Annotated in this window: 17 protein-coding genes; 3 read left to right on the top strand and 14 right to left on the bottom strand. The window is 36.9% G+C overall.

What is annotated here, in order from left to right; translation table 11 throughout:
- Positions 1–375: 375 nt before the first annotated feature.
- Both lldD and CEV08_RS02440 read right to left on the bottom strand, forming a co-directional pair.
- The gene (gene lldD / locus CEV08_RS02445; RefSeq protein WP_100130202.1) at positions 376–1,527 is read right to left on the bottom strand and encodes an FMN-dependent L-lactate dehydrogenase LldD; all 1,152 of its coding nucleotides are present in this window, start codon (positions 1,525–1,527) and stop codon (positions 376–378) included.
- A gap of 1,155 nt (positions 1,528–2,682) precedes the next feature.
- Entirely contained in the window at positions 2,683–3,777 is a 1,095-nt protein-coding gene (locus CEV08_RS02440) for a 2'-deoxycytidine 5'-triphosphate deaminase (protein ID WP_100130201.1), read from the bottom strand.
- Between the two features lie 273 nt (positions 3,778–4,050).
- Between CEV08_RS02440 and mutL the strand changes: the two genes are divergently transcribed.
- Together mutL and CEV08_RS02430 are read left to right on the top strand one after the other, a co-directional pair.
- On the top strand, positions 4,051–5,904 hold the full coding sequence (gene mutL / locus CEV08_RS02435; RefSeq protein ID WP_100130200.1) for a DNA mismatch repair endonuclease MutL: 1,854 nt from the start codon (positions 4,051–4,053) through the stop codon (positions 5,902–5,904).
- A gap of 118 nt (positions 5,905–6,022) precedes the next feature.
- The gene (locus CEV08_RS02430; protein ID WP_100130199.1) at positions 6,023–6,259 is read left to right on the top strand and encodes a DUF2093 domain-containing protein; all 237 of its coding nucleotides are present in this window, start codon (positions 6,023–6,025) and stop codon (positions 6,257–6,259) included.
- A 19-nt stretch (positions 6,260–6,278) separates the two neighbouring features.
- Here CEV08_RS02430 and lpxK read toward each other — a convergent pair whose 3' ends face one another.
- From lpxK to CEV08_RS02390, 8 genes are all read right to left on the bottom strand, one after another.
- Positions 6,279–7,319, bottom strand: coding sequence for a tetraacyldisaccharide 4'-kinase (gene lpxK / locus CEV08_RS02425; protein WP_100130198.1), 1,041 nt, complete (start codon positions 7,317–7,319; stop codon positions 6,279–6,281).
- Positions 7,309–8,631: a lipid IV(A) 3-deoxy-D-manno-octulosonic acid transferase gene (waaA, locus tag CEV08_RS02420; RefSeq protein WP_100130197.1), complete on the bottom strand. Its 1,323-nt coding sequence runs from the start codon at positions 8,629–8,631 to the stop codon at positions 7,309–7,311. The genes lpxK and waaA overlap by 11 nt, the downstream gene beginning before the upstream one ends.
- 1,204 nt (positions 8,632–9,835) lie before the next feature.
- Positions 9,836–10,081 (bottom strand): DUF4170 domain-containing protein, encoded by a 246-nt coding sequence (locus CEV08_RS02415; protein ID WP_100130196.1) that lies wholly within the window; start codon positions 10,079–10,081, stop codon positions 9,836–9,838.
- A 46-nt stretch (positions 10,082–10,127) separates the two neighbouring features.
- Complete coding sequence (locus tag CEV08_RS02410) at positions 10,128–10,931, bottom strand: 3'(2'),5'-bisphosphate nucleotidase CysQ (RefSeq protein ID WP_100130195.1); 804 nt, start codon at positions 10,929–10,931, stop codon at positions 10,128–10,130.
- The gene (locus CEV08_RS02405) at positions 10,918–12,249 is read right to left on the bottom strand and encodes a TldD/PmbA family protein (protein WP_100130194.1); all 1,332 of its coding nucleotides are present in this window, start codon (positions 12,247–12,249) and stop codon (positions 10,918–10,920) included. Before CEV08_RS02405 ends, CEV08_RS02410 begins: the two co-directional genes overlap by 14 nt.
- Before the next feature lie 1,495 nt (positions 12,250–13,744).
- Positions 13,745–14,191: a hypothetical protein gene (locus CEV08_RS02400; protein ID WP_100130193.1), complete on the bottom strand. Its 447-nt coding sequence runs from the start codon at positions 14,189–14,191 to the stop codon at positions 13,745–13,747.
- Between the two features lie 798 nt (positions 14,192–14,989).
- Positions 14,990–15,556 carry a 16S rRNA (guanine(966)-N(2))-methyltransferase RsmD gene (gene rsmD, locus CEV08_RS02395; protein ID WP_100130192.1) on the bottom strand — a complete coding sequence of 189 codons (567 nt, stop codon included), beginning with the start codon at positions 15,554–15,556 and terminating at the stop codon, positions 14,990–14,992.
- The gene (locus tag CEV08_RS02390) at positions 15,537–16,958 is read right to left on the bottom strand and encodes a pseudouridine synthase (RefSeq protein WP_100130191.1); all 1,422 of its coding nucleotides are present in this window, start codon (positions 16,956–16,958) and stop codon (positions 15,537–15,539) included. Before CEV08_RS02390 ends, rsmD begins: the two co-directional genes overlap by 20 nt.
- A gap of 265 nt (positions 16,959–17,223) precedes the next feature.
- Here CEV08_RS02390 and CEV08_RS02385 point away from each other — a divergent pair, with 265 nt between their 5' ends.
- Positions 17,224–17,670, top strand: coding sequence for a nucleoside deaminase (locus CEV08_RS02385; protein WP_100130190.1), 447 nt, complete (start codon positions 17,224–17,226; stop codon positions 17,668–17,670).
- Between the two features lie 657 nt (positions 17,671–18,327).
- On the opposite strand, the gene CEV08_RS02380 is transcribed toward CEV08_RS02385, so the two are convergent.
- The 4 genes from CEV08_RS02380 to CEV08_RS02365 form a co-directional block, all read right to left on the bottom strand.
- The gene (locus tag CEV08_RS02380; protein WP_100130189.1) at positions 18,328–18,822 is read right to left on the bottom strand and encodes a hypothetical protein; all 495 of its coding nucleotides are present in this window, start codon (positions 18,820–18,822) and stop codon (positions 18,328–18,330) included.
- A gap of 177 nt (positions 18,823–18,999) precedes the next feature.
- Positions 19,000–21,915 (bottom strand): isoleucine--tRNA ligase, encoded by a 2,916-nt coding sequence (gene ileS, locus CEV08_RS02375; RefSeq protein ID WP_100130188.1) that lies wholly within the window; start codon positions 21,913–21,915, stop codon positions 19,000–19,002.
- A 248-nt stretch (positions 21,916–22,163) separates the two neighbouring features.
- Positions 22,164–23,435, bottom strand: a complete 1,272-nt coding sequence (locus CEV08_RS02370) for an outer membrane protein (protein ID WP_100130187.1) — start codon at positions 23,433–23,435, stop codon at positions 22,164–22,166.
- A 2,051-nt stretch (positions 23,436–25,486) separates the two neighbouring features.
- A complete protein-coding gene (locus tag CEV08_RS02365; protein ID WP_100130186.1) occupies positions 25,487–26,365 on the bottom strand; it encodes an outer membrane protein in 879 nt (292 codons plus the stop codon).
- Positions 26,366–26,905 lie beyond the last annotated feature (540 nt).

The raw sequence follows: 26,905 nt of genomic DNA, 5'->3' as shown, positions 1-26,905 counted from the left end.
GTATTTAATTGTGTATTATATTTATAAAGAGGAAAAAAAATGTTTACAGCATTCGCAATATTTCTTTTCACTGTAATACAATTTGTCGTTGTTATAGAGGTATTGTATGGTTTTAGAAATATAACTTTGGGATAAAATAACTTTTTGATAACGTCAAAAAAATATATGCCGCATTATTTGTGATTTTTCTACTTTGGTTTTTATTAAGATTTTTTTTAATATTATTCTTGTGATTGGATATTTTTTATCATTTTATAGAGGAGGTGTTTAACCTTCTCTATTTGATGTTAACAGTCAAAATATTTGCAAAGTGTACAATTATGCTCCTTTATAAAAAAGATTCTCTTTTTCTAAAAGCAGTATAAAATGCAATTTTCATTGTTTAAAGACATCTGTATTTACTAAACTCTTGCGCGTAATATTTCCGATTGTCTGAGCGCCAGTTAGTATCATAGCTACGTGCATTTCATGAGCAAAAAGATCAAGGAGGTGCATAACACCTTTCTCACCCGCTGCTGCAAGCGCATAAACAAAAGCACGACCAATCATAACAGCATCAGCACCTTGTGCGATCATGCGTACAACATCAAGGCCAGAACGAACACCAGAATCCACTAAAATCGTCAAATGATCCTTTACAGCATCTGCAATTGCAGGCAACGCTCGTGTTGTTGATAGCACACCATCAAGTTGGCGTCCTCCGTGATTGGAAACAACAATACCATCAGCACCAAATTGCACTGCTTCCCGCGCATCTTCTGGATCAAGAATACCTTTAAGAATTATTTTTCCCTTCCAAAAATCGCGAATCCATTGTAGATCATGCCAACCGATTGATGAATCAAAATTTGCACCAAGCCAACCAACATAATCATCCAATGCAATCTTTTTTTTGAGATAAGTGGAAATATTTCCAAGATCATGGGGACGTCCCATAACACCAACGTTCCAAGCCCAATGGGGATGCGTAAAAGCTTGTAAAAGACGGCGTAACCCAGCATAAGGACCAGACATTCCTGAATGCGCATCACGATACCTTGCCCCAGGAACTGGCATATCAACTGTAAAAACCAACGTGCGTACACCAGCTAACCAAGCTCGCTCTAGTACATCACGCATGAAACCACGATCTTTGAGAACATAAAGTTGAAACCAAAATGCACCTCCAACCGCTTGCTCTACTTCTGCAATAGAACAAACTGAAACAGAAGATAGCGTAAAAGGGATTCCTTTTGCTGCTGCAGCACGTGCTGCTTGCACCTCACCACGACGTGCATACATACCCGTTAGCCCAACAGGTGCGAGTACAATCGGTAAATCAAGGGACTGATCAAAAAGCTTAATTGAAAGATCAACGGCACCAACTTGCCTTAGAACCCTTTGACGCAGCGCAAGCGCTTGAAGATCTGTACAATTACGTCGCATCGTTTCTTCAGCATAAGCTCCACCATCAATATAATGAAAAAGAAAGGGAGGAAGACGATGCTTTGCTGCTTTACGATAATCAAATGTTGAAGAAATAATCATTGATGGCACCATTGTTCCTGAATAAAAAGGGAAGATACCCTAAAATACATAAGGACAAATCTACGTACCCCCATTATTCAACGTCCTCCCCAAATACTCTATTGAATAAATAGAAATAACAAAGATTGCAACTTTAAAAAAAACTAATTGATAAAAACAATGTCTTTATTTCTCTTTTCCAAATATAAAACCTTACAATATGGGACAGCATCAATAACATATCCACTCATAAATTGTCATGTGCAATTAAAATTGTTATACTCTTGAAATGGCGACCTCTTCAAGCACTCTTGTATTAAAACCTCGTTATTTGTAATGTAAATTAATTTTTCCTTTCAGAGAATCCTCATATTATCGTTTATAAGAATATAGAGTCTCTTGTTATTAAGTCTAAACCATAATCTCCCCAAAAAGAGGAAAAAAGCCTTTAATTAATAATGGACATAAAGCTGTCGCGCACAACTAGAAAACTTCTTATATCAATATTCAAAACCAAGGCATGTTACTTGTTCATGAAATTTTATAAAAATATACAATACTTCATTCAGATAAAGCATAAAAAACTTTTAATATTCATAACCATAGAAGATCTTCACCTTTAGTTGAATAATTTTATGGAAATATTATATCTTGAAGCTATAAATGAATTACCAAAATTAGAACGCTCTTCATTTAAAAATTGTTACTAAAATGTAGTGAAAAACTTATTTATTTTAATGATAATTTTTGTACGATATAAAATATACTGGTCATTTACGCTCTAAAAAATAGAGTTAATAGCAATATTTAGTTTTGCATATTTTCTTTAAAAAGAAAATAGCTTGCTGTTCCATCTAATTTTAGTAAGTTTTTGATTTATTATAATAATATATATGCATGACCTGTTGAATAAAAATTGAATATCGTCAATTTCTTTCATTTTAGATCTTCTCATGATGAAACAATCAAAACTATTCTTTGCGCATTATAAAAGAAGATTTGCCTGGAAAAAAATTCTTGAAAGAAGCAATTAAAATACCTTCCATATTCTCTTAAATGCAAGGGGAGCATAACTTTTAAAACTGAAAATAGAATGCACAGTACCCAATTTTGTGAAGAATAATTTTCTTGCTTAAAATACATTTCCTGCATACATTTTATCAAAATTCGTCGTTTTCAGCCCATTATAAAATGCTTAGACAGCTTTAAACCTTGGGCTTGATAATGTGATCCAACATCATGCCCATAAAGAGTTGATGGCCGATTAAGCATATGCTCATAAACCAAACGACCAATAATTTGACCATGCTCTAAGATAAAAGGAACTTCATGGCTGCGTACTTCTAAAACTGCTCTTGCCCCTTTACCCCCGGCCTCCCTATGCCCAAATCCTGGATCAAAAAAACCTGCATAATGCACCCTAAATTCACCAACTAAGGGATCAAAAGGAGTCATTTCTGCGGCATAAAATGGAGGCACATGAACAGACTGTCGTGAAACCAAGATATAAAATTCATCAGGATCAAGAACGAGCTCTCTTTGACCTCGATCAAAAAGAGGTTCCCAAAAATCTAAAACGTGAGCAACAGCACGTTTATCAATATCAATAACACTTGTATGATGTTTACCACGATAACCTATAAGCCCGTTTTTGTCTCCTTTTAAATTAATAGAAAGTCCAATACCACCAGCACTAATATTAGGAAGATCATCCGATATCAGCGTTTCTTGTCTTTGCAAAGCATATAGCTCAATTTCATTTAAATAGCTGTGCCCTTTTCTAAACCGAAGCTGTGATAAATGCGAGCCAGTACGTACCAAAATTGGAAATGTCCGTGGACTAATTTCTAGATAAAGTGGACCACGATAACCAGCACAAATTTTATCAAACTCCTGAGCATTATCTGTAATGACACGTGTAAAAATATCTAATCGCCCTGTAGAACTTTTTGGATTAGCAATAGCAGATAAAAATTCTGGTAAAGCTAAACTTTCCAAAAGAGGAACAATATAAACACACCCCGTTTCCAAAACAGCCCCGTCTTGTAAATCAAACTCATGCAACTTTAACCGTTCAAGCTTATCCAAAACTTTTGTATCAGAACCCGGCATAAAGGAAGCACGTATACGGTAAGCTTTCTCTCCTAAACGAAGATCAAAGCTTGCTGGTTGTATTTGAGATCTATCAAATGGATACTGAGCTTTCAAAAAGTTATGATCAATCAAAGCCTGTATATCACTATCTGCTAAAATACCGCTTATACGCGTCATATATACTGCCTTCCATTTTTTGCACTATTTCTTTTTTGACCTAGATGATAAATTGGTGCAAGTTATTTAAAGGTAATAAAAATTATTTTTTCTATTTTTTCCAACTGATTTGTTAATATTTCCAATCATGAAGAACACTTTTCTTCTCTTTAAAAGTCAACAAGGGGTGTTATAAAAAATAATACCTTTCATACCTTCTCATTCTTGAATGTTGCACAAATGATGCTATCATAATTTTCTATAAACCCCTTAAGAAGCCTGTTAGAATTTATTATGATTATACGCCATCTCAGCGAAAATATTATTAATCAAATTGCCGCTGGTGAAGTTATTGAACGACCAGCAAATGTTGTCAAAGAACTTGTTGAAAATTCGATTGATGCTGGTGCAACGCGCATTGAAATTATTACAGCCAATGGTGGAAAAAATTTTATCAAAGTCAGTGATAATGGTTATGGGATTCCTGCTGATCAGTTAACTTTAGCCGTTTCTCGCCATTGTACCTCAAAGATTACCGATGACGTGCACAATATCTGCTTCCTTGGATTTAGAGGAGAAGCCCTTCCCTCTATTGGTTCTGTTGCTAAACTTAAACTCATTTCACGAACAAAAGATTCTGAAAACGCTGCTGAAATTTCCGTTACAGCTGGAAAAATTGTAGGGCCCAAACCAGCTGCTGCAAATCTTGGGACAATTGTTGAAGTTCGTGATCTTTTTTTTGTCACGCCGGCACGATTAAAGTTTATGAAAACTGATCGAGCTGAAACAAATGCTATTAGCGATATGGTTAAGCGAATTGCTATCGCATTTCCACATATCCGCTTTTCTCTTTCAGGACTAGACAGAACATCTATGGAACTGCCTGCAACAGAAAATAATACGCAAGGACAGTTACAACGTCTTACGCAAATTATGGGAAAAGAATTCGCCCCTAACAGCATTGCATTGAATGCTGAACGCGAGGCGGTACGTTTAACGGGTTTTGCTTGTTTGCCATCTTTCAACCGGAATAATAGCCTTCATCAATTTGCTTATGTTAATGGGCGCCCTGTGCGTGATAAATTTCTATGGGGTGCAATTCGAGGTGCTTATGCTGATGTCATGACACGAGATCGTTATCCTGTCGCTATTCTTTTTATTGATCTCCCACCTGCTGAGGTAGATGTTAATGTTCACCCAGCCAAAGCGGATGTACGATTCCGTGATCCAGGATTAATTCGTGGTTTAATCGTTGGAGCAATTCGTGAAGCATTACAGCAATCTGGTATTCGCCCTACTTCAACTCGTTCTGAAGCAATGCTTGCAGCTTTTCAAACACAAAAACCATTGATACAACAACCTTTGGGTAGTTTTAAAAATGCTCACCAACCCTCTTCTTACAGTCCACAGCCTCATCATTTTGCCGCTGCTTCAATGCTTCACAAACCATTGGATATTACCAGCTCTTTTGGTTTAAAAGAAGATGCCACTCCTATTATGGAGGGCTTAAATGCACCAAGTGGAGCTACCTACATTCCAAGCGCTATATCTTCATCAGAAGAATTATCTTATCCTCTGGGTGCGGCCAAAGCACAAATCCATCAAAACTATATTATAGCCCAAACTCAAGATAGTTTGATCATTGTTGATCAGCATGCAGCTCACGAACGATTGGTTTATGAAGCACTCAAAAATGCACTTTATGCCAAACCTCTTCCTTCACAATTATTGCTCATTCCTGAAATTGTAGAACTCTGTGAAGAGGATGCAACATGCCTTTTAACACACAAAGATGCTTTGCAAAGATTTGGATTAGGAATAGAACCATTTGGACCTGGTGCAATTCTTGTGCGCGAAACGCCTTCCATGTTAGGAGAGATCAACATACAAGCCCTTATTAAAGATCTCGCAGATGAGGCGGCTGAGTATGATACAACAAACAATTTAAAAGCGACGCTTGATTATGTCGCGGCAACGATGGCTTGTCACGGCTCCATACGGTCAGGACGCCTTTTACACCCAGAAGAAATGAACACACTGTTACGACAAATAGAGGCAACACCCAATACAAGTACATGTAATCATGGCCGTCCTACTTATATTGAACTTAAATTAGCAGATATAGAACGGCTTTTTGGCAGAAAATAAACGCTTAATCATTTTGATACGAAAAATCTTTTTAAATTAATTCTCGACTTTATAAGATATCTTATGGCATCTTTTGAATAATTATTGAATAATAACGTCAAATAAATAAGGAACTAAAATGTTTTCCAATGGTGAACGCGAAGCAAAAGTCCGTTATTCTAATAACGGATATGACATTGTGGAATATGGAACCTACACCATTTGTGCCGTTAGCGGTCAAAAAATCCCTATAGATGATTTAAAATATTGGAACCATCACCGCCAAGAAGCATATGCTAGTTGTGAAATTTCCTATCGCCGTGAACTTGAATGCAATCCATATCTCAAGCAATTGTTAAAAACACAAGAAAAATAAACTCTTGAAAGCTATAAATTTAGCCTTTGCCGTTCAGGCAAGAAAACTCACAGGAACGTTTTCTAAAGCGGGTTACAACCTCCTCAAGAAGCATACGACAAAAGTCTTTTTGAACAAAATCGACATCTACATCAAAGACAATAAGATTTTTCAAATCTTTTTGCGTATGAATTGTTTGTATACGGATATAATCTTTAGCCGTTGTCGCGAGCCATAAATTGTGCCTTTGAGCCTTTTGTACAAGATTTGTTAAATTTTTATCGGTGAAAAAATAGTGATCTGGATACATATAAGTTTGCACCACATGACCAGATAATTCTTTAATAGATTGAAAAAATTTATCTGGATTGCCAATACCTGCAAATGCCAAAAATGATTTTCCTGCAACCTCATCAGAGGCATTTGCCTTAAGATAAGCACGATGTAAAGGCTTTCCACTACGCGCAACAAGAACAGCAACATTATCACACGCATCTGAGTGACCAATCAATAAAACACTATCCATAAAAGAAAATTGCGTTTTTAATGGTACGCGCAAAGGTCCTGCTGGAAAGACAGCTCCATTACCAAAACCACGCATCGCATCAACAACAAGTAACGCATAGTCCATATAAAGGCGGCGGCTTTGAAAGCCATCATCCATTAAAATAAGATTACACCCCTTTTTTTTCAGCCGTTGTGCTGCTGCATAACGATTAGCAGATACAGCGACAAACGCATGCCGTGCTAGTAAAAGAGCCTCATCTCCAACATCGCATACAGTGTCATATTTCTCATTTACAAGACGCACTCCTTTAACTGTGCCACCATAACCCCGTGATACAACACCAGGGATAAACCCTAGCTCTTTAGCCGCTTTGGCAAAAGCAATAACAACCGGCGTTTTACCGGTACCACCACATGTAAAATTTCCAATACATAAAACCGGAAGATCAATCGCAGGGGGGTGTCTTGCCATAAAACGACGTGAAAAATAACCATATCCCCATGAAACTGGCGCTAATAAAAAACGCAAAAAACTTTTATTTTTCCACCAAAAACGGGGGGCACTAATATGCATATCCACCCTGACGCTGACGTAAACCTGTTTGTATGACAAGGGGTTGTAAAAATGGATCTAAAATCTTTAATGTGCGCTCAAGTGCCCCTGCCATACCTGTTGCGACTTCATGGGCTTTATCAACCATTTCTTGTCGCAGTGTTTCATTTGTTAAAAGCTCATACACCTGAATTGCAAGCTGTTTTGTATCTTGAACCATACATGCTGCATCACGCGTTAAAAATTGTTCGAACATCTCTTGAAAATTTGAAAAATGAGGCCCCGTTAAAATAGCAGAGCCAAGCAAAGCTAATTCCAATGGATTATGTCCCCCCTTTCCACATAACGACTTACCAACGAAAGAGACTTTTGATAAACGAAGAAAAAGTCCCATTTCTCCAATCGTATCTCCCCATAAAATGTCGGTATTCATATCTGGAAGAGCATTTCTACTTCTCCGAATAAAACGCAAACTCTGATTGTCACATTTTTTGATAAGATCTTCTAAACGTTCAGGATGACGAGGCACAATAATTGTCAATAAATCTGGCAAATAATTTTTAACAATCTTATGCACCTCAAAAGCTATCTCCTCTTCCCCTTCATGCGTTGAAATAGCGGCCCAAACTGGGCGATTGCCGATAGCATTACGATAACGTGCAAGCAAGGCTTGATCTTCAACTAAAAAAACATCAGCCTTGAGATTACCAGAAAACGTAACAGATTTTACACCAAGTGTATGGTAATACATGACATCTCTTTCGTTCTGGCTAATCACCAAATCAATATCCTTAAAAATATGTTTGGCAAGAACGCGCCGTTTTTGCCAAGCTTTAAAAGAACGTTCAGACATATGGGCATTAACAAAAATCTGCGGAATACGCATTTTGGCAAGCTCTTTAATACGAAGAGGCCAAATTTCCGATTCACAAATCAAAACGAGATCAGGCTTCCAACGATGAATAAAACGGCGCATTACAAAATCTAAATCCAAAGGAGCATATTGATGAATCAACCGATTCCCAAAATGTTTTTTCACAAGAGAAGAAGATGTCACAGTCCCCGTTGTCAACAACACATTGATTTTTAATGATAAAATATGATTAATAAGTGGAACAAGCGCAAGTGTTTCTCCCACACTTGCGGCATGCAACCAAACTAATGAACCTTGAGGACGTCGAAGAGAGCTTTTGCCTAAACGCTCTTTTTTTCGACGCCACTCTTCTTTTCCACGGATAGCACGAAAAAACAAATAAAAAGGGATAACAGGACATAAGCAAAAGCCAATCATCCGATAGGTTAAAAGAGCAGCACGTGCCTTTAATTCTACCATTTAAAATCACCTCATCCAGCTGTTCTGAGATATCTATAACCTTATTTTGTTTAAAAATTCATCAATACTATTTGGTTGCATCCAGATTTTTTTAATATCATCCATCTCTTGGAGAAAAAACATTTCTCTCATGAGAAAATTGAAGACAAAAAAGGAAAAGAAATACATTTTATCCCTACCTTTTTTAATTTTCCTATAAGAACAGCATATATACAAAATACAATGGAAGAGATAAATTATTGACTATACAATGTTTCTTTTCAAGCTTTCTCTACTGCTCCATATGAAATATCCACATTCATAATACTTAGATTTTTTATGAACGTGATATGCTGTACATTATTTTATTACAATCATCATAATGTTACGCTTACACTGTTTTGTAAACTCCATATTTAGCTTTGCACAACCAAGAAAAATAGAGCAACAACTTCATCACTTTGAGGACCAAGAAAATTTCAATACAATATTCCTTATGCAAAAAAGCAATAATAAATGAATGATAAGCATCTTCATGTCATTGCAATTGTCATCTAAATTTAGCTTATAAATAAAGGGATATACCCGATTGCTCTTACAATAAAAACTTGCGCAAACCACCTTGTCATCAGTAAATGCTTCATTTTACCAAAAGCGCTTTAAAATATATCGCCTCTTTTTTTAAACTCTTTTACTCACTCTGATATCAAATCTAGAAACTTAAGCGCATTATATTCGCATAATTAAGCAATATATTGATGTATTATCATTTACCATGGCGCAGCCTGCCTATGAATATCGTAAAATTCTTCTATTTCAAGCCAACTCATGTTGAAGTAATCAAAACTTTTTTCTTACGCACGACAGGTAGATAGGACGTGGATAAAAAAATACTGAAAAAAGAAGTAACTATGCCTCTTATACCCTATCTCAAGTACTAAAAGTTTATTCTAATATTTTAAGTTCGCAAAGTATACGATGGTGCGATTATCAATATTCTAAGCGTAAAGATGGCGATACAATAATGGATTTTATAACCTTGCGCGAACACCATTATGAAATAAATTTGACGCCTTGAGAAATATTTTTTTAAGATAGCATATGAATCTACGATAATAATAGTATTTTGTTCTACGACATTTTGTTTTTCTTAAAGGACAGACCCCATGAGAGAGCACGATAAACAAGCGTGAGATAGCGGATATAATGACCAAATATTCAAGCTTTACTCTGCATCATCTGTTTCAGTATCAAGCAATTGATGCAAATCGATGATGTAATAACGTTGTAATGCATTATCTACACTGCTTTGCGCTTTTGCCTGCCATGCTTCTTGAGCGGATTGATAATTTGAGAAAATACCAACCACATCTAAATCATCAGGATTCTTAAACTGATTGCTCTTAAGATTTTTTAATTCACCACCAAATACAAGATGTAAATATTGTTTTTTTTCGTTGGCTTCAGCCATATGTGCCTCCATATCACTCAGATAATTCTAGCGCGCTTTTATGTGATTAAACTAACTTTGCTTGACGAACAACATCTATCATATCTTCACAGCAATTATTTTTACCAGCAATTAAAAGTCCATATTGATAAGGTTCAATTCCGTAAGATAGTAAAGGTGTATCAAGCGATAAAAAACGCCCCCCACATTCCTGCAAAATAAGATCAGCCGCAGCAATATCCCATTCATGACAATTTGGACGAACCAATACGAGGTCGATCTCATCTTGAGCAACAAGAACAATACGATAAGCAAGAGAAGGAAGATAATGGTAAAGACTGACTCGATTTCGAAAATCATCTGGTAATTTTTGTGCGAGCGATTTATCAAGCGAAATTTTATATTTTCGATGAACCTGAAAGGCTAAACGAGGAAGTTTTATCCCATTTCGTGTTGCCCCTCCACCCGTGACCGCTGCATAAACATCTCCTCGAGCCGGACATTGTAAAACACCCACAATAGGACGCCCATTCTTAATAATGGCAACCGAAATACACCAATAAGGACTGCCAGAAAGAAAACCTCGTGTCCCATCAATAGGATCAACCACAAAGAAGCGTTCATAATCTTGTTGTTCTCGATTATCTTTTGTTTCTTCTGAAATCCATCCATAATCTGGACGCGCACTAAGAAGCTTCTCTTTCAAAAAATGGTCAACAGCAAAATCTGCCTCACTGACTGGTGAATCACCCTCTTTCATCCAAACATCCAACGTGCTTCCAAAATATTGCATTGCTAAATCTCCTGCCTCTCGACAAACGTCACACAAAAGATTTAAATCAGAAGAGTGATGCGTGTTATGTTCCTGCAAGTGTCATTCCTTCAATTAACAATGTTGGAGCCGCTGTTCCATAACGCCGATCAATATCATTGGCCGGTGTTAAATGTGCTAACATATGAAGCAAATCAGAACCTAGCGTTACTTCACTCACCGGATAAGAAATTTCACCATTTTCAATCCAAAAACCGGAAGCCCCCCGACTATATTGACCCGTAATAAAATCAATGCCATGGCCAAATAATTCTGTCACATAAAATCCACTTCGTAAATTTTTTATCATATCGCAAGGCGATATTAAACCCGGTTCAATAGCAAAATTTGTACTTGTCGGTTGCACCAATGACCCCGAACGCACACCGTGTCCATTTGTTTTAAAGCCCAATTCACGTGCTGTAGATGATGAAAGAAACCAATTTTTTAAAATACCATTTTCAATAATATTGAGTGGTTGCCCTTCTACCCCTTCTCCATCAAAAGGATGAGAAGCATTTCCACGCAAGCGCAAAGGGTGATCGGTCACATTAACATCAAGCTTCATCACTGCCTTGCCTAAAAAATCCTGTAAAAGACTCGTTTTACGTGCCACAGAAGCTCCATTGACCATAGATGCGATATGCCCTGCAATTGTGCGAGCAGTACGCGGATTAAAAATAACATCAACACCCCCTGTTGCTGCACGAACTGCCCCCAAACGTCGAACAGCACCAAGCCCTGCATTCTTTCCCACAGTTTCTGCGGCCTCTAAATCAGAAAAATGTAAGGCTGTTGTATAATCATAATCCCGCTCCATTTGTGTCCCTTCCCCCGCAAGAGCACTGCAAGAACGTGAAAAGTAACTGGAGCGATAAGCTCCACAAAAACCATCGCTGGTCACAAGAATAAACCCACTACGACCATAAACTGTTGCAGCGCCACCAGAATTGCTTACACCTTTAACTTCAAGAGCTGCTGCTTCTGTTTTTAAAGCATCCTCTGTTAAAAAATGACTGCTTGGTACAAAATCATCAAAAAGATCAAGATCTTTAGGATTCTTAACCAAACACTCTTTATCTGCCAAACCTTCAAATAAACTATCGGGAGAAGCTTTAGCCATTGCAACAGCACGTTCTGCGAGTTCTTGTGGATAAGATGCTAAATTAGCAGAGACACTTGCTACTTTCTTTCCAACAAAAACCCTTAGAGTAAAATCGTCACTCTCAGCTGCTTGTGTCGACTCGACTTTCCCAAAACGGACAGATACACTGGTGGAATGTCCATGAACAATAACAGCATCAGCAGCATCCGCCCCAGAACGCCTTGCCGCTTCAACTAATGAAACCGCTTTCTCAATCTGGTTTTTGTCAGTCATTATAGACTCCCTAAAATATTATATTATTTACATTGATAAGCACTCTGACAAATTTAAATCAGAATATAATTCTTGTTTGTTCACTCATAAATTACGCACGTCTCATGCATTCTTTTTTTAATGCATTAAATCACTTCCCTTTTAGCTTCTTTATGAAAAGGTGCAATATGTCGTAAAATCTCTTTAGTTTCAAGATTTCTCATGAGCCCTTATCATTTTAAAAGCCAAATCTGCCCTGCAATCAGATCAATAGAAACCCTCGTAAATCAATAGAAGGCTTAGCAATAACTCTTAGATTTAAACCAAAATACTCAAAAATTCAAAAAGCATAAAATGCCCTACCACACACCTTTTGTCCTCTGGTATCAAATAACGTTTCTCATTACTATAGCATTCTTTAATATCCACGCAAAAATAAAGAAACAACTTATCTTTTTGGCTACTTCTTTACTTCTGTAAGCTCTTTCATAAGAAAACATCAACAGCGTAGAAAATATTTCCTTTCATTCAATGATTTCAACAAAATGAACTGTCATAAACTTCTTTATCCCCATAATCAGTAATGTTACGGAGAACGCTTTTTTATATTTGTCAAAATAAGTTATAATCGTAGCATTTTTTCTAAAGTTTAGTGCGTCTAGACGAGAATTTCTCATCTTTTTATGCATCATTCTTAATCGGTTACTTTGCTATTAAGCTGGCATAAGTTGATGGAATTCTTCTTTCCTGAAACAAAAATCTCAAAATACGGGATAGATTTTTATTTAATATTTTCCCTCTCATCTCTCCATTAAAAGATGAAGAGACATGATATCGTCATAAAATGATAATCAATAAACTCAACATTGTATCTATTTCTCAATTCAGTTTGCAATAAACAAATTCGTCCAACTCATTTTGGCAATCTTATCACTCACAATTGTTTTAACAGATACAAAAACATTTGTAGAAGCCGACCATCTCTATACATTTTAAAAATTCAATTTTAAAAAACATTTAAACTAAATATATAGATACGAAATTCATTTTTGTGAGAATGAAGTGTATGCTTATTTTATCTTCTAGAGTCTTTTAGCGCTATACTCTCTAGAAAAGTGATCAAAAAAATTCTCTTGTAATTTTTCAATCAATACTTTGATTTATAATCACAATTTATTGTTTTGTCATTTGCATAAAAAAGCTATCGCAATATTAGAAATCAGAAAATATCTTGGTAATATCGGTCTACACCTTCATACAAGCAACATAAACTTCTGCAATTTTCTTATTTTCAGTGAAAAAAGTACCTTTTAAGTTTTCATATAAAAATAAAATTCAATAAATTTCATAAGATCTTTAGAGAAAAATTAAGCCCGTAAGATGATTGTCACGATCTCAACAACTAAAAAAATGCTCCGTAGCTCATCGACTTGTCACATACTCACAACTGATTTTGTTCTCATATGAGTTATAATTTCTGCAGCTTTTAAAAGATCAACTTCTTTATGAAGACATATCAGATAGTTTTATTTCCAGTAAGAGCACGTCTGCTCATTTCAATCATTACATCGCGAAGATGTAATTTAATTTTTGATCCAATAATCATTCCAAAGAAAGGAGAAAGTAAACCAGACATCGTTACAGTATGACGAATTTTATTCTTTGAAGAACCAGATTTTTTTGAACAAATATATTCATGATCAAAACGTATGCGTGTAAGAGGAAGTTTAGCATAATCAGAAAAACAAACGTTTTTTATCACTTTATCAAGTGTAAAAGTTACTGTTGGTCCTTTTTTAGGTTTCATGCGTCCTATAGCACCTTCTTTGAAAGCACCAGAAAGTTCTACCCATTCAAGTTCATGATCCCAGCAATGCCATGTTGCTACGTCTTCCCACATAGACAAAACCTGCTCTGCACTTGCTTCTGTGCTAATTTCTTCGCTATGTGTCCATTTAAACATGATACTCTCCCCTCTTTATATAAAATCGCGTATCTTTAGTGACAAAGAGTAATATATTAAATGCCCCTAAAAGCCGCACAACGATAAGATATTTAATATTTTCAAATGTATTTAATAGGTTATAATTTAATAAACAAGCAATATTAATAAGATAAACAAACAAATATTCAGTATAAATGAACACTATTGTCTAGCTTAAATAAAAATATCTGTTTTTTAAGTTCATACATCACAAAGATAGAATTTACGCACCATTTAAGATATAAATGTAGGCTATATAGCTTAAAGCTTTCAACTGTTGATAAAATGTTGATGATTAATATTTCTCCGAAAGAGATGAGATAAAAAGGTATCATTGTCGTAAAATATATATTCTATCGAAAAAGAAATATTCATCGATAATCAAGCTTAATAATACCCTAAAGCTTTGACAATCCGTTTCATTTTTAATGTCTCTGAAATTAACAAATCAGGCCATAACTTACAAAAACTAGCAGCAACACATACTTCTAACTTAAGGACAATACTCTTAAACCTCAAAGTAATTTGGGGCGGGACAAAAAATTAGAGAACATCTCTCGATATTATAAAGAGCATATATCGTAAAAAGTTCGCTCTTGAAGCTATAAAAAAGCTTCATAAAATAGAGAGATTGAGAGAAAAAACATAATGAAATTAAAATGCATTCAATTTCTTTAATGTGAAAAGCTTTTATTGATTGTCTGCTCAACCTTTAAAGAAACCATATATCCGTAAAGAAGTGTTTTTTCATCCTACCAAGTAAATAAAAGAATTTTCTCAAGATGTACGTGATCGTAATTTATAAAGACGTATTGCTGTCTCACCATAAAAACGCTCATCATCTAGATAAAACACGTCAGGTAAATGAATGATTGTATCTTTCTTTTCTTCAAGTATAAAGAGTGTATCAGCTTTTGCCCACCCTCCTCGCAAAGCTTCTACAAAAGCACGTTCTCCTAAACAACAGCTATAGGGAGGATCAGCACAGATAACATCAAATGGAAGCATTGTTCCAATATTGCCAAGTTTGGTTGCATCACGACGCAAAATGCGCCCAATAGACTGTAATTCAAAGGCTTCGATATTTTTTTGAAGCAACCCACGCCCCTCAACCGAGTTTTCAACAAAAACAGCTGCCTTTGCGCCACGTGAAAGTGCTTCAATGCCTAATGCCCCAGTACCAGCAAATAGATCAAGAATGCGTTTATTGATCCAAAATTGTTCTTCACGGCTAGAAAGAATATTAAAAAGGCTTTCGCGTGTACGATCACTCGTTGGCCGAATCGACTGATCAACAGGCGAAAACAAAACACGCCCAGCAAATTTACCGCCGATGATCCGCACGCCGCCCCCCAAATCGCTTCGAAGTTTTTGTACCATCACCATGTGATTTCAATTTTTTCATAGCACCACTAAATGATTTTACCTTGTTCTTTCTCTCAAAAGAACGCTCATCAGGACCACCTTTTATCATTTTCTCTTTATCCTTTAAAAAGCGATCTTTCTTACCAAAGGTACGTGCCTCATCATAAGATGTTTTTCCATGTTTTTGAACAAAACTTCCCCCCGTCCTTTTCTGCAAGTGCCCCTTTTCTTTCTGCAAGTAATTATCTTTTCGTTTTTCCTTGCCCCGATGAAAGGTTTTTTTATCAGCTAAAGCGCCCTTATGATCATGTGATTTCTCCTCACTATAAGAAGACTTCCTCCGTGCACTCTGCGGACGTGCACCAGGAGCCATCCAAACATTAGCACGGCGAGAGCGCGGTAGAAAACGCTCTGCTTTTCCTTCCTCACTGTTTCCCTTACTCACATTCTCATGAGACTTTGCTCTTAATCGTGCGCGATCATGCTCAACAGTCCCATCTTTTGATCTGCGCCGTATCACTCTTTCGCTTGAGAAAACCCAATCATCATTTGCTGTAGAAACATCCTTCTGGCTTTGATTTTCCGCAACAACTGGAGAATTTGAAAAGGGTTTTAAAATAGGAGCATCAAAATCTGCATTGGCTTGCATAATCAAACGCTCCCCTAACTGATCGCGTAACATCCGACCTTTTAATTCTTGCACAGCTCCTTCTTTTAAATCAGAAAGATGAAATGGACCATAAGATACACGTATTAACCGATTAACTGATAATCCCAATGCCCCTAAAACATTCTTTATTTCACGATTTTTTCCTTCTCGCAAAGCGACAGAAAGCCATATATTCGCCCCTTGTTCACGCTCAATTGATGCTTCAATTGAGCCATAGAAAATACCATTAATCGCAATACCATTTTTAAGGTTATCCAGTGCGCTCTGCTTTACTCTTCCATGGGCACGAACGCGATATTTGCGGACCCACCCCGTTACAGGAAGCTCTAATACGCGCGCTAAACCACCATCATTGGTTAAGAGCAAAAGACCTTCCGTATTAATGTCAAGCCTTCCAACAGAAAGAACTCGCGGCATACCTTTTGGTAAATTACTAAATACTGTAGGTCTACCTTCAGGATCACGGTTCGTGGTGACAAGCCCTGCTGGCTTGTGGTAAAGCCATAAACGCGTTCGTTCTATAGGCGATAAAGGTTTGCCATCAACTTTAATAACATCAGAGCGGATAACATTAAAAGCAGGCGTTTTCACAACCGTACCATTCACAGAAACACGACCTGCAACAATCATCATTTCTGCCTCTCGACGCGAGGCAACACCAGCACGTGCTAATCTTTTAGCAATCCGTTCACTCTTATTATTTTCATTCATTTGCGTTTCAAACCATTCTTTGCCAGTATGTTCAGAAAATTATTCACACACACCATACCGCTTATCCTGAAAGAGGAGGTAGCACAATCATTTATCATTTTCTATCTTTTAACAACAGTAATGTATTTATTGATTTGCACGTTTGTTTTAAATACTTGTAAAATAGAGATATTCCTTGCATTATAAAAGAATAATAAATCATTTATTCCATAGCATTCCTTATCAAAAAAATTTAAACTCTCTATACTCTCGTAGAAAGAACATTATGACTTTGACACCCATGGAAATAGCCCTGTTAGAAGCGCAATGGGCCGCAAAAAAAGATGAAGTTCCCGTAGGTGCTGTCATTACACGCGGAAAAGCTATCATTGCACGCGCTGGCAATTTTATAAAATCTGCCTATGACCCTACAGGACACGCAGAAATACGCGTAATCCGTATGGCCTGCGAAACATTGCAAAGTGAAAGGCTTCCTGATTGCGATCTTTATGTAACACTGGAGCCTTGTGCTATGTGTGCTGCTGCCATTTCATTTGCACGTATACGACGTCTCTATTACGCAACAAATGATCCCAAAGGGGGGGGGATAGAAAATGGCCCACGTTTTTACCAGCAACCAACCTGTCATCACAAACCTGAGATTTATTCTGGTTTTAAAGAAAAAGAAGCTGCTCAATTACTTAAAGATTTTTTTATCCAAAAGCGATCTTAAAAAATAATCCTTCATCCATAACTTTCATTCTTTAGAATCTATCTTATTTCTTAAAAAAGACTCTTAATCCTGCTGATATAGCGAAAGCTATTTTGAAGCACCTTTCCTCTAACACTCTTTTAACACTGCATATGGCTTCGTTTAGATAACATATTCGTTTATAAGAATAATTCATTGTTTTATATATAAAATATAAATTCCCAAATATCGTAGATATACTCTCATTTCAAATCTGTTTATAATGAATCAATAAAAATCTCTTTCTTGCACATCACAAGGTGGATTACCGTTTGGATAAAAAACAATTCAGAAAAGACTAAAAATATCTCTTATGCAAGCGCAAAAGCTATAGCAACATTAGAGGTGAAAAAATACAATGATGATACCAGACTCCACCTTTATAAGTATAAAGATGGTCGTGCATAATAGATCTTACGTTATACTATCCAAAAAAGCGACATTGTGAAATTGGTCCGCGAAACTTGAGAGATATTTCTTGTAAGAAGACGCAAAATAACTCTCTCAATGCTATTAGCATATTGCTATTTCACGGAAATAATGACCCTCTTACTGAAAAAGTAAAGCTTTGCGTGCACGAGAACTTGATATGATAAGTATTGTAAGAACATCTCACACACTTTAATACTTTCCTTTTTCCTAGCGAGCAGTAGGTGCGATCTTTGCTGGTTGGCGATAACTTAAAGGCGGTTCCGTGAGATAGCGACGGTATTTTGAACTTCCAACTTGTGCTCTTTGACGACGTAAATATTCTTGTCGTTGTTTTGCATTCAACTGAGAAGGATTTTGTGAACCAACACCATTAACTGAAGACCCTTTGTGAGGAAAAGAAGGTCTTTCTTGATTCTTCTTCGATGCTGCGATTTTATTGGCAGATTTCTCTTGTTGTGGCGGTGGTAAAAACCTGCGTGCGCTAGGACTTGGTATCACAAGTTCTGGGCGGGGTTTCATAACAATCTGGCTGCTATTATTTACTGGTGTTAATGAGGCAATATTAGCAACATCTTCAAAAAACTGTATCGAAACCGGTTTATTTGTCCCATAGGTAGGAGCAGATAAACTGCACCCCGTTAAAACAAAGCATATACTTAAAATTCCTATTGGAAATATTTTTTTTACTTCACGTTTTCTCACTGCTTATTCCATTCCCTAAGTATATGGCTGACTCATCTTCCCGCTATTTATGAGAGAACGGTCCATATACAAATTTCCCCCCTGCAGATAAAATAACGGAATTTACTTTGTAGCACAAAAAACTATATTCATCAATATCAGAAATCTACTTGCATTTCTTTCCTTTGAGTTAAAATTTTAAATCTTGCCAAGAATTTTTAATTCTCTTAAAGCAGCCGCATCACGAGCAGAGACATCCGGATAAGCTGGATCGCTCCCAACATCTTGCGTATAACGCCATGATCGTGCACATTTTTTTCCTAACGCCTTCTCTGGATATACACCAACACCTTCAACATCATTCAAAGTAAAAGTATCGGAAGGCATTGTATCCTGCGTAATTGTGAGAGCACTGGTGATACAGATCTCCGCCATATCCACATTTTCTAATGCCTCTCGTAAAACCGGATTGGAAATAAAAACAATAGGAGCCGCTTCTAACGAGGATCCAATACGCTTATCAGCGCGTTCAAGCTCTAAAGCACCTGTCACAACTTTACGGACTTGGCGAATTTTTTTCCAACGCTCAGCCAAAGATTGGTTTTGCCACTCTTCTGGTACAGAGCGGAATTGTTCCAAATGCACCGATTGGCTTTCTGGATAACGTTCTAACCAAGCTTCTTCCATCGTAAAAGGCAACATTGGAGCAAGCCATGTCACTATTCGCTCAAAAATCTCACGAACAACCTGCAAAGAAGCTTTACGCTTTTGTGATGAAGGCGCATCACAATAAAGAGAATCCTTACGGATATCAAAATAAAATGCCGATAACTCAATGATTGAAAAATCTAATAATGCACGCATAATTTTTTTAAAATCAAATTCATCGTAAGCGCGATTAATCAACTGATCCAGTTCAAAAAGCCGATGTAATATAAATTTTTCAAGATCTGGCAGTGCGTCATAAGATATTTCTTCTCCTTCATCATACGCTAAAGTTCCAAGCATCCAACGAATTGCATTACGCAATTTACGATATGAATCCACATTGGTTTGAAGAATTTTTTTGCCTAAACGTTGATCTTCCCAATAATCAGTTGTCATGACCCAGAGACGAAAAATATCAGCACCAGATGTTTTAATGACCTCCTGTGGAACAACCGTATTGCCTAAAGACTTAGACATTTTCTTACCATTCTCATCTAAAGTAAAACCGTGTGTGATCACTGTCTTATAGGGAGAACAAGCTCGCGTACCACAGCTTTCCAAAAGAGAAGATTGGAACCATCCACGATGTTGATCAGAACCTTCAAAATAAACATCTGCCGGCCATTTTAAATCAGCCCGATCTTCTAACACAAAACTATGACTTGCTCCAGAATCAAACCAAACATCCAGAATATCATAAACCTGCTTCCAAGGCTCATGCGCACGCTCACCTAAAAAACGCTCACGCGCTCCTTCAGCAAACCATGCATCTGCCCCATCTGCTTCAAAAGCCTGTAAAATACGCTCGTTTACGCTTTCATCTTTCAAAACAATACCATCATCATTGGCAAAAATACAAATAGGAACCCCCCAAGAACGTTGACGCGAAAGAACCCAATCAGGACGATCTTCTATCATAGAAGCAAGGCGGTTTTGTCCAGAAGATGGCACAAAACGCGTTTTTGAAACAGCTTCCAAAGCCCGACTGCGTAAAGTTGAACCATCCCCAAAATCTTTATCCATTGAAATAAACCATTGCGGTGTATTGCGAAAAATAACGGGTTTTTTCGAACGCCAACTATGGGGATAGGAATGTTTTAAACGCCCCCGTGCAAACAATCGATCTGCTTTAATTAAAGCGTTAATGACCTCTTTATTGGCATCACCCATTTTTCCATTATCATCAATAACACGGGCAGCTCCTCCTTCGCGATCTGGTCCCAAACCCGGAACATCTTTCGTATAGAAACCTGCATCATCAACAGGAAATGGTATTGATGAATCAATCCCTGCTTGCTCAAGTAAGGACTTATAATCATTCCAAATTTCAAAATCCTCACGCCCATGGCTTGGTGCTGTATGGACAAAACCTGTCCCCGCACTTTCTGTCACATGGGCGCCCTCAAGCAGCGCAATCTTATAATTATATCCTCCAGCCAAACCTTTGAGTGGATGAGAAAGAATAAGCGCTTTCAATTCGTCAGCAGAAATAACACGCAAACGCTTTAAAACAAGTTTGGCTTTTTCTGCACAACTCATCGCTAGAGCATCTGCAAAGAGAAGCCTTTCTCCCGCTTGAGGACCAAAATCATTTTCAGCACTTTCAACTTCGTAAAGACCATAAGAAATCTGCGAAGAATAACTTACTGCACGATTAGCAGGAATCGTCCATGGTGTTGTTGTCCAAATAACGACATAAGCACCATACAGATCATCAGAATTTGCTTCAAAAATAGGAAACTTAACCCAAATCACCTCTGATTCATGATCATGATATTCAATCTCTGCCTCTGCCAAAGCTGTCCGCTCCACAACAGACCACATCACCGGCTTAGAACCACGATAAATCTGATCTGACATAGCAAATTTTATCAACTCACTCGCAATGCGTGCTTCTGCACGAAAAGCCATTGTAGTGTAAGGCGTCTTAAAATCTCCCACAACACCAAGACGTTTGAATTCTTCACTTTGAACCGTTACCCAATGCTGTGCAAATTCACGACATTCTTGACGAAATTCATTAAGAGGGACTTCGTCCTTATTTTTTCCTTGTGCGCGATATTTTTCTTCAATTTTCCATTCAATTGGAAGCCCATGGCAATCCCAACCAGGCACATAATTTGCATTAAAACCGCGCATTTGAAATGAACGAACAATCACATCCTTTAAAACTTTGTTTAAAGCATGCCCGATATGAATATGACCATTTGCATAAGGTGGACCATCATGAAGCACATAAAATGGACGATCTTGTGCTTGTTGGCGCAATTGCGCATAAAGCCCCATATTTTCCCAACGCGCCATTAACTCAAGCTCTTTTTGCGGAAGCCCTGCACGCATAGGAAAATTTGTCTGTGGGAGATAAAGAGTTTTTGAATAATCTATTGTTTCATTTTTCACAGTCATTGTGAAATATCCCTGTCCACTTTTACGATTTCATTTTTGCATAACTTCCCTGAACCCTGCAACTCTGGTTTTTATCTATAGGGAAAGCCGAGCCTATCATTCGTATTAAGCAGCGATCAAGAAAATATATCATCACACCCTATTGGCTTTATCATGAAATTCACAAGAAAATAAACCAAAAAATGATCTAAAAAAAATAAAGGCTCCACCGATAGTGGAGCCTCTTAGAAATTTACTCTTAAAAAAGATTAGAATTTATAAGCTACACCAACACGAAAATCATTGGTTTTGTAGTTAACTTCAAGTTTTTCCTTGGCAAATTCCTTTTTACCAAAATCGGAATAACGATATTCTGCACGCACAATCACATTATCCAACACCGAGAAATCAACGCCACCACCAATAGTGTAACCAATCATGGTTTTGGTTTCATCGCTTAAGTTCTTAGAAGACACAACTCCCCCATCCTCATCCTTAACGGATATTGATATAGTATCTTGGAACTGCCCATAAGCAATACCACCAGCAAGATAAGGCATAAAGCGATCAGCAGCAAAACCAATACGTACTCGCGTAGCACCACCCCAAGTTTGTTTGAAAGTATGATCTAAAGCTTCCACTTCATCCTCTTGATCAAGACCAAGTTCAGAAGCCATCTTTTTCATTTGTTCTATACCATATACACTGGAATCGCTCTTATCCGCTGATTGTGTACTTTGTGTTCCATGAGGATTAGCGCCATGGTAATTAGTACCATGCAAATTAGAATGTCCACCGCCATGAGCACTATGATATCCCCCATGCTGAGTTCCATTTGTTCCATTGGATGATCCTGATCTCGCTGGTGATGATTGTACCGATGTAGCCAGCGTTTCGCTTGATCTTCCCAATATAAGCCGTTGTGAACTTCCGGATGTACCCGCCCCTGGATTGGAGGAAGATGCAGATGGGGCTTTTGCTAATGCTGATGAAGTTCCTCCCTGAACCGTTTTTCCTGTTGTTGCAGAATTAGCGCCACTATTTGTGTTGGATTGCGTTGCTGCAGGTACTGCATTTGCGGATTCTCCTGAGGAGCCTGATGTTGTTGGTTCGGATCTACGGGATCGTTCTACTGCGTTTTCTACTGTAGTGTTATCAGCCGCACCTATAGTAATAGTCTTTGTGTGTTTTTTCCAAGACACCATTAAATCTGTATCGACACCAAAAATGAAGCCGTCACCGAGATCAATATTAGACCCTGCATAAAAACCACCTACAAAACCTGAAAGCTTAGGAGAAAACTCTTCATCCAATGGAAAACTCTTTTCTTGACCAGCAACAGCCATATCCGCTTTGCTCGAAAAGCCACCAGCCTTGATACCTAAATAAAGACCCGTCCATGAAAAAGTAGGTGCAACAATGGTCGCAGCAGAAGAAGGCGATGATGCTGGCTGATGAGGAACCAGAACATCAGCAGCAAGCGCTGTAGACGCTGAAATTAAAGAAAAAATAGATGCTGTTATTAAACGTTTTGTGTTCATAAAATATCTCCAAATATCCAAAATGAGGTGTATATAGGACATCTTTTTTGAAAGATCTGTAGCAAAAATGACACACTCACAAAAAAATAAAGAATTTTTGAAAATAAAGCTTCTGAATCATTCAGTTTTGTATCCAATAAGAATAATCACTCTAGAATAAGAGTCGTAAAGTTGGATATATTTTCATTAAATTTTCGCATGACTGTAAATAGTAACATTCTTTACAAATTTCTTTTTACTGAAATCTCAATAACGATATTCTACACACAACGGAATATTGCTTGTCATTGAGAAATTAATGCCAGTACAAGCCATAAAGCTTTACTTTTTTAAAACTAAGAATCCTCAGAGTTTCATCAAATCAAACATTCGCAAAAAAACTTTTAGATTCTTTGCATAATATCTTTATCCTTCTTCCATCTCACTTTGATATATAAGGATATTGTTTTGTATGTTTAATAAAAAACGAATAGCGTGGGATTATCTCATTTAAAATCTGTTCCATGTTGAAGCAATCAAAACCATGCCTTTTGTATGCCACAAATGGAATGAGCGTGTGAATAAAAACATTAAAGAAAGGATTAAAATGCCTCTTATGAATGTTTTTAAGTGCCAAGGTATCTGTCTACTACATTGATGGCTAGTAAAAGTATATACTGTTGCCAACTTACTCTTTTTATTAAGCATAAAAGTAAAAGTGCTCAATAGATTTTATATTGTTCAAATTTTATATTATTTCATAGGAAATTTGCCGTTACACCATACACAAACGCAGTCGCAAAATGGGATAGGAATAAAAACATTAAAGATAAGATTAAAAATACTTATTATAAACGTTCTTAACAGCTAAAGTCCATCTGCGATATTGTAGCTAACAAAATATATGATGGTGCCACCCTGCTTTTTTTATGAAACGTAAAGTCTAGTGCTACGCTATAGATTTTTAATATATTGGGGGCTTTATCACTTTATACCATTAACGGTTTTTGATATGAAACGGATGAATATGCCCTGAAAAATATTTTTTAAAACAAGTTTGTGAATATGTAACAACAAATATACTCTGTTTGGGGTATTTTATTTTGTATAAGGGGTGCGATCCCCATTAGAAACGCAATAAATAAAACTATGAAATAATGCGTTATCTTCATTCTTTAAACAACATTATTCTATTTAAAGAAAATATTCCCCTCAATGGTTTTGAAAATCATAAAGCTCAACTAAAAGGGGATGATAAAATTGGGAACTAGTTCTTCTCTTTTTAACTTCATACGCTTTCCCCATGAGACTGTATTCCCGTTTTAGAGATTACTTCAACGGATATACGTAATATGCTCACTCTAACCTGACCTATAAAAACAAACTAAAGTTAATCATTGATTATGACTTTTTCCTATTTCTGAGATTAATTAAATGCTTTTCTCTTGTTCGTAGAATAAACGTAGCGATATAAAATTTCACAGTCGTTATAAAACCGATTATACGATCCATTCGCCTTTTATAATATAAATTTTTTAAAAATCTTATAACACAAAGTGATACAATGAAATAAAATAGAGTCGGCGTTCAACAAGGCCTTAGTATTTTTGTGCTTACAATTTTATTTTACGAAATTAGAATTTGTACGCGATACCTACACAGAAATCATTGATTTTGTAGCCTAGTTTAAGATACTCCTTTGCAAATTGCTTCTTACCAAAGTCTGAGTGACGGCATTACGTGTGCAAAAGAACGCTATCTGTTATGGCTAAGTCAAAACCACTACCATCCGTAACAAACTATCATCGTCGTTTCAGTGGTTTATATTCCGCCTTAAAGAATAGTATAGGCTAATCCTGTTTAAAAATATTCCTATGACTCAAGTCAAGGCACCTCCTATATCGAGGTGACTCTAAAGGCAAGCTCTGTTCAATAATATTCATCTCACATAAAAACCTCATGTGGGAAGTTTTACATGCGCTTATCGACCTCAATGATAGGGCTTTTAAAATAAAGGCCCCGTTAAACGAAGCCTTAGTATTTTTTGTGCTTATAATTTCATTTTTATGAAATTAGAATTTGTAAGCAACACCTACACGGAAATCATTGGTTTTGTAGTTGAATTCACGTGTGTCGTTTGCGAATTTCTTTTTACCAAAATCAGAGTAACGGTATTCTGCACGTAAAAGAACGTTGTCTGTCATTGCAAAGTCAACACCACCACCAATAGTGAAACCAACCATTGTTTTGGTGTCATCAGCCCAAGTGCCACCAGTCAAATCTATTGTTTGCTTATTTCCTGGATTTTCAACCCCTTCAGCTTTCTGTTCAACTTTCGCTCTCTTTCCTTTTCCTGCAACGGATTGAGTACCTTGAACCTGAGCATAGGCAATACCACCAGCAACATAAGGCATAATACGATCAACAGCGGCAAAACCGATACGAACGCGTGTCGCACCAGACCATTTTTCTTTATAATTGTGCGTTTCTGTTACGTTATCATCCTCTTCAAATTGTTGTGAACCTTTTAATTCAACCTTAGCTTTTTTAAGGGCATCATTAAAATTTTCCGCTTGAGTACTCGTAAGAACCAAGTCACGGGCTTTTTTTGCTTCTTCACGGCCTGCCCAAACTGCATCGGTTTCAACACCGAGAATGAGGCCATTGCCAAGATCTACGTTAGAACCTGCATAAATACCCCCCATGAAACCAGAAGGACTAGGTGTGTTATCTTTTGTGAAAAGTTTTTTTTCTACGCCTGGAATAGTTACTTTAGTTTTACTTGAAAAGTTACCAACTTGACCACCGATATAAAAACCTGTCCAAGAAAATGAAGGGGCTGCGATAACTGCTGGGGCTGTTTCATGAGGAATGATAACATCAGCAGCTTGTGCCGCAGAAGCGGAAATTAAAGCGACAACAGAAGTCGTTATTAATGATTTTGTATTCATAATTTTGCTCCTAAATTAACTGTAAATGATCTTATAAAATTACAGAGTAAAAAGATGTAGTAAAAATGTCACAACTACAAATAAAAAGCCTAGAAAAAAGCGGTTTTGTCAAAGATAAAACTTCTTGACAATTTAATTTTTTATTAATATTTTGTATTCATAATCGTGCTTTTGACGAAATTAGAGCTTTTAAGAAATACCAACAAAAAACTCGTTGATTTTATAGCCTAGTTTAAGATACTCCTTTGTAAATTTCTTTTTACCAAAGTCTGAGTGATGGTATTACGTATGCAACAAAATATTATCTGTCATTGCAAAATCAAAACCATAGTGTAACAAACTATCGTCGTCGTTTCAGTGGTTCATATTCCGCCTTAAAGAACAGTATAGACTAATCCTGCCTAAAAATATTCCTGTGACTCATGTGAAAGTATCTCCTATGTCTCGAGACAACTCTAGAGGCAAGCTCTGTTCAAGAATATTCATCTCACATAAAACCTCATGTGGGAAGTTTTACATGCGCTTATCGACCTCAATGAT

The organism is Bartonella tribocorum, assembly GCF_002778015.1.
Lineage (GTDB): Bacteria > Pseudomonadota > Alphaproteobacteria > Rhizobiales > Rhizobiaceae > Bartonella > Bartonella tribocorum_B.
The sequence above is the reverse complement of the archived record's forward strand: the minus strand, read 5'-3'. Positions and strand labels throughout refer to the sequence as shown.

Excerpts from the sequence above, each read along its gene's own strand:
- CEV08_RS02430 (WP_100130199.1), top strand. The coding sequence starts at position 6,023 with ATGTTTTCCAATGGTGAACGCGAAGCAAAAGTCCGTTATTCTAATAAC.
- CEV08_RS02415 (WP_100130196.1), bottom strand. The coding sequence starts at position 10,081 with ATGGCTGAAGCCAACGAAAAAAAACAATATTTACATCTTGTATTTGGT.
- CEV08_RS02405 (WP_100130194.1), bottom strand. The coding sequence starts at position 12,249 with ATGACTGACAAAAACCAGATTGAGAAAGCGGTTTCATTAGTTGAAGCG.
- lldD (WP_100130202.1), bottom strand. The coding sequence starts at position 1,527 with ATGATTATTTCTTCAACATTTGATTATCGTAAAGCAGCAAAGCATCGT.
- lpxK (WP_100130198.1), bottom strand. The coding sequence starts at position 7,319 with ATGCATATTAGTGCCCCCCGTTTTTGGTGGAAAAATAAAAGTTTTTTG.
- CEV08_RS02385 (WP_100130190.1), top strand. The coding sequence starts at position 17,224 with ATGACTTTGACACCCATGGAAATAGCCCTGTTAGAAGCGCAATGGGCC.
- CEV08_RS02390 (WP_100130191.1), bottom strand. The coding sequence starts at position 16,958 with ATGAATGAAAATAATAAGAGTGAACGGATTGCTAAAAGATTAGCACGT.
- CEV08_RS02400 (WP_100130193.1), bottom strand. The coding sequence starts at position 14,191 with ATGTTTAAATGGACACATAGCGAAGAAATTAGCACAGAAGCAAGTGCA.
- ileS (WP_100130188.1), bottom strand. The coding sequence starts at position 21,915 with ATGACTGTGAAAAATGAAACAATAGATTATTCAAAAACTCTTTATCTC.
- CEV08_RS02365 (WP_100130186.1), bottom strand. The coding sequence starts at position 26,365 with ATGAATACAAAATCATTAATAACGACTTCTGTTGTCGCTTTAATTTCC.
- mutL (WP_100130200.1), top strand. The coding sequence starts at position 4,051 with ATGATTATACGCCATCTCAGCGAAAATATTATTAATCAAATTGCCGCT.
- CEV08_RS02370 (WP_100130187.1), bottom strand. The coding sequence starts at position 23,435 with ATGAACACAAAACGTTTAATAACAGCATCTATTTTTTCTTTAATTTCA.
- CEV08_RS02440 (WP_100130201.1), bottom strand. The coding sequence starts at position 3,777 with ATGACGCGTATAAGCGGTATTTTAGCAGATAGTGATATACAGGCTTTG.
- waaA (WP_100130197.1), bottom strand. The coding sequence starts at position 8,631 with ATGGTAGAATTAAAGGCACGTGCTGCTCTTTTAACCTATCGGATGATT.